We start from the raw sequence: 5,265 nt of genomic DNA, 5'->3' as shown, positions 1-5,265 counted from the left end.
GTCTCAACCGAAACGGCTGATCCCGAACCTTCAGTGTGTTCTGGGCAGGTCGCCGAAAACGCGGGACGTGTGGTCTGGCCCCTGGCTGGTGCTCTCCGTTGTGGGGGTTTCTGGTGGGTGTGCGTCTGATCCTTGAGAACTCAACAGTGTGCAATAGTCGACGAGATTAATTAGTAGTAAACCCCCGTCGGCAGTGACCAGCTTGCTGGTTGTTGTTGGCGTTGGTTAATTCCGACAAATTGTTTGTCAGCAAACCTTTTGTCAGGAATCAAAACGATGTTGGCCCCTTTTGGGGGTTTTTCAACGGAGAGTTTGATCCTGGCTCAGGACGAACGCTGGCGGCGTGCTTAACACATGCAAGTCGAGCGGTAAGGCCCTTTCGGGGGTACACGAGCGGCGAACGGGTGAGTAACACGTGAGCAATCTGCCCCTGTCTCTGGGATAACCACTGGAAACGGTGGCTAATACCGGATATGACCTCCTTCTGCATGGTTGGTGGTGGAAAAGTCCGCTGGACAGGGATGAGCTCGCGGCCTATCAGCTTGTTGGTGGGGTAATGGCCTACCAAGGCGACGACGGGTAGCCGGCCTGAGAGGGTGACCGGCCACACTGGGACTGAGACACGGCCCAGACTCCTACGGGAGGCAGCAGTGGGGAATATTGGACAATGGGCGAAAGCCTGATCCAGCAACGCCGCGTGAGGGATGACGGCCTTCGGGTTGTAAACCTCTTTCAGCAGGGACGAAGCGAAAGTGACGGTACCTGCAGAAGAAGGACCGGCCAACTACGTGCCAGCAGCCGCGGTAATACGTAGGGTCCGAGCGTTGTCCGGAATTATTGGGCGTAAAGGGCTCGTAGGCGGTTTGTCACGTCGGGAGTGAAAACTCAGGGCTTAACCCTGAGCGTGCTTCCGATACGGGCTGACTAGAGGGATGCAGGGGAGAACGGAATTCCTGGTGTAGCGGTGGAATGCGCAGATATCAGGAGGAACACCGGTGGCGAAGGCGGTTCTCTGGGCATTTCCTGACGCTGAGGAGCGAAAGCATGGGGAGCGAACAGGATTAGATACCCTGGTAGTCCATGCCGTAAACGTTGGGCGCTAGGTGTGGGGACCTTCCACGGTTTCCGTGCCGCAGCTAACGCATTAAGCGCCCCGCCTGGGGAGTACGGCCGCAAGGCTAAAACTCAAAGGAATTGACGGGGGCCCGCACAAGCGGCGGAGCATGCTGATTAATTCGATGCAACGCGAAGAACCTTACCTGGGTTTGACATATGCCGGAAAGCGCCAGAGATGGTGCCCCTTTTTGTCGGTATACAGGTGGTGCATGGCTGTCGTCAGCTCGTGTCGTGAGATGTTGGGTTAAGTCCCGCAACGAGCGCAACCCTCGTCCTATGTTGCCAGCACGTTATGGTGGGGACTCATAGGAGACTGCCGGGGTCAACTCGGAGGAAGGTGGGGATGACGTCAAGTCATCATGCCCCTTATGTCCAGGGCTTCAAGCATGCTACAATGGCCGGTACAATGGGCTGCGATACCGCGAGGTGGAGCGAATCCCAAAAAGCCGGTCTCAGTTCGGATTGGGGTCTGCAACTCGACCCCATGAAGTCGGAGTCGCTAGTAATCGCAGATCAGCAACGCTGCGGTGAATACGTTCCCGGGCCTTGTACACACCGCCCGTCACGTCATGAAAGTCGGCAACACCCGAAGCCGGTGGCCTAACCCTTGTGGAGGGAGCCGTCGAAGGTGGGGCTGGCGATTGGGACGAAGTCGTAACAAGGTAGCCGTACCGGAAGGTGCGGCTGGATCACCTCCTTTCTAAGGAGCATCTGGCCCGCAGACTTGGTCTGTGTGGTCCATTGAGTCGTTGACCAGCCGAATGTGCTGGTGCGGTCTCAGCTCACTAGTGGACGTCGACTATGACTGCTCGAGGATCTTGGGTCTTGCTAGTACTGCCGCTTGCGGCGTGGAACGTGGGGTTTGGGGGAGTCGGGTGGTCTGCACACTGTTGGGTCCTGAGGGATCGGGTCTTCGGATCAGGTTTCTTCGGATCGTCTTCTCCGTACGAACCGCCAGCATCCTTGGGGTGATGGTAGGCGTCGGGTGGGGGGCGGGACCGGTCGTATTTTGAGAACTTCACAGTGGACGCGAGCATCTTTGTAGAAACAACAAGCTACTAAGTGCACATGGTGGATGCCTTGGCATCGAGAGCCGATGAAGGACGTAGGAGTCTGCGATAAGCCCCGGGGAGCTGACAACCGAGCTGTGATCCGGGGGTGTCCGAATGGGGAAACCCGGCTGGAGGAAAGTCCAGTCACCTCTACCTGAACACATAGGGTAGTTGGAGGGAACGCGGGGAAGTGAAACATCTCAGTACCCGCAGGAAGAGAAAACAACAGTGATTCCGGGAGTAGTGGCGAGCGAAACTGGAAGAGGCTAAACCTCAAGTATGTGATAGCCGGCGGGCGTTGTACTTGGGGGGTTGTGGGGCCGCATGGTCTGTTCTGCCGGACAGACGAAGAGTCATAAACCATGAGTGAAGTTGAGACGGCTGGAAAGTCGTGGCATAGAGGGTGAGACCCCCGTAGACGTAAGCTCATGGCTCTTGTGCGTGACCCCGAGTAACACCGAACCCCTGAAATTCGGTGTGAATCTGGCGGGACCACCCGTTAAGCCTAAATACTCCTCGATGACCGATAGCGGACTAGTACCGTGAGGGAAAGGTGAAAAGTACCCCGGGAGGGGAGTGAAATAGTACCTGAAACCATGTGCATACAAGCCGTCGGAGCCTTTCGGGGTGACGGCGTGCCTTTTGAAGAATGAGCCTGCGAGTTAGCGTTGTGTAGCGAGGTTAAGGCGTGTGCCGTAGCCGTAGCGAAAGCGAGTCCGAATAGGGCGAGTGAGTTGCACGATCTAGACCCGAAGCGGAGTGATCTATCCATGGGCAGGTTGAAGCGCGGGTAAGACCGCGTGGAGGACCGAACCCACCTAGGTTAAAAACTGGGGGGATGACCTGTGGATAGGGGTGAAAGGCCAATCAAACTCCGTGATAGCTGGTTCTCCCCGAAATGCATTTAGGTGCAGCGTCACGTGTTTCTTGCCGGAGGTAGAGCACTGGATGGGCTAGGGGGCTTACCAGCTTACTGAACTCAACCAAACTCCGAATGCCGGTAAGTGAGAGCGTGGCAGTGAGACTGCGGGGGATAAGCTCCGTAGTCGAGAGGGAAACAGCCCAGACCATCAGCTAAGGCCCCTAAGCGGTTACTAAGTGGAAAAGGATGTGGAGTCGCACAGACAACCAGGAGGTTGGCTTAGAAGCAGCCATCCTTGAAAGAGTGCGTAATAGCTCACTGGTCAAGTGATTCTGCGCCGACAATTTAGCGGGGCTCAAGTAATCCGCCGAAGCTATGGCATTCACGCGTGTACCAGGCCTTCGTGGTCCAGGTGCGTGGATGGGTAGGGGAGCGTCGTGTCGGGAGTGAAGCGGCGGGGTGACCCAGCCGTGGACGCGACACGAGTGAGAATGCAGGCATGAGTAGCGAATGAAGAGTGAGAAACTCTTCCACCGGATGACCAAGGGTTCCAGGGTCAAGCTAATCTTCCCTGGGTAAGTCGGGACCTAAGGCGAGGCCGACAGGCGTAGTCGATGGACAACGGGCTGATATTCCCGTACCGGCGTTGAACCGCCCATGCTGAATCCAGTGATGCTAAGGGCCCGAAACGTACCTAAAGCCACTTCGGTGGCTATGGTGCGCGTAGCGCCTGACCCGAGCTGGTAGTAGGCAAGCGATGGTGTGACGCAGGAAGGTAGCTCAACCGCGGCGATGGTAGACCGCGGGCAAGGTCGTAGGACGAACGGTAGGCAAATCCGCCGTTCATGTGTCTGAGAGCTGATGCCGAGACGATTGAGTCGAAGTGAGTGATCCTATGCTGCCGAGAAAAGCATCTAGCGAGGTTCAGAGCCGCCCGTACCCCAAACCGACTCAGGTGGTCAGGTAGAGAATACTAAGGTGATCGAGTGAACCATGGTTAAGGAACTCGGCAAAATGCCCCCGTAACTTCGGGAGAAGGGGGGCCGGATTCGTGAGTGGACTTGCTCCACGAAGCGTTGAAGGCCGCAGAGACCAGGCCCAAGCGACTGTTTACTAAAAACACAGGTCCGTGCTAAGTCGAAAGACGCCGTATACGGACTGACTCCTGCCCGGTGCTGGAAGGTTAAGGGGACGTGTCAGCGCAAGCGAAGCACAGAACTTAAGCCCCAGTAAACGGCGGTGGTAACTATAACCATCCTAAGGTAGCGAAATTCCTTGTCGGGTAAGTTCCGACCTGCACGAATGGAGTAACGACTTGGGCGCTGTCTCAACCATGGACTCGGCGAAATTGCACTACGAGTAAAGATGCTCGTTACGCGCGGCAGGACGGAAAGACCCCGGGACCTTTACTATAGTTTGGTATTGGTGTTTGGTTCAGTTTGTGTAGGATAGGTGGGAGACTGTGAAGCATTCACGCCAGTGAGTGTGGAGTCATCGTTGAAATACCACTCTGACTGTACTAGATATCTAACCTAGGTCCGTGATCCGGATCAGGGACAGTGCCTGATGGGTAGTTTAACTGGGGCGGTTGCCTCCTAAAATGTAACGGAGGCGCCCAAAGGTTCCCTCAGCCTGGTTGGCAATCAGGTTTCGAGTGTAAGTGCACAAGGGAGCTTGACTGTGAGAGTGACAGCTCGAGCAGGGACGAAAGTCGGGACTAGTGATCCGGCGCTGGCAAGTGGAAGCGGCGTCGCTCAACGGATAAAAGGTACCCCGGGGATAACAGGCTGATCTTCCCCAAGAGTCCATATCGACGGGATGGTTTGGCACCTCGATGTCGGCTCGTCGCATCCTGGGGCCGTAGCAGGTCCCAAGGGTTGGGCTGTTCGCCCATTAAAGCGGCACGCGAGCTGGGTTTAGAACGTCGTGAGACAGTTCGGTCCCTATCCGCCGCGCGCGTTGGAAACTTGAGAAAGGCTGTCCCTAGTACGAGAGGACCGGGATGGACGAACCTCTGGTGTGGCAGTTGTTCCGCCAGGAGCACCGCTGCTTAGCTACGTTCGGAAGTGATAACCGCTGAAAGCATCTAAGCGGGAAGCATGTTTCAAGATGAGGTTTCCCACTCCCTTGAGGAGGTAAGGCCCCCAGCAGACCACTGGGTTGATAGGCCGGAGGTGGAAGCACAGCAATGTGTGTAGCCGACCGGTACTAATAGGCCGAGGGCTTGTTACCTAC

2 rRNA genes are annotated in these 5,265 nt (G+C 56.4%); both read left to right on the top strand.

Annotated elements, in window-relative coordinates:
* Positions 1–300: 300 nt before the first annotated feature.
* Positions 301–1,816 (top strand): 16S ribosomal RNA (locus HGAM_RS16905).
* Positions 1,817–2,164: 348 nt separating this feature from the next.
* Positions 2,165–5,262 (top strand): 23S ribosomal RNA (locus HGAM_RS16900).
* Together the 16S and 23S rRNA genes form the textbook arrangement of a ribosomal RNA operon.
* Positions 5,263–5,265 lie beyond the last annotated feature (3 nt).

Source organism: Aeromicrobium massiliense JC14 (assembly GCF_000312105.1).
In the GTDB taxonomy this organism is placed as follows: domain Bacteria; phylum Actinomycetota; class Actinomycetes; order Propionibacteriales; family Nocardioidaceae; genus Aeromicrobium; species Aeromicrobium massiliense.
Note: the sequence above shows the minus strand (reverse complement) of the source record. Positions and strands in the feature narration are given on the sequence as shown.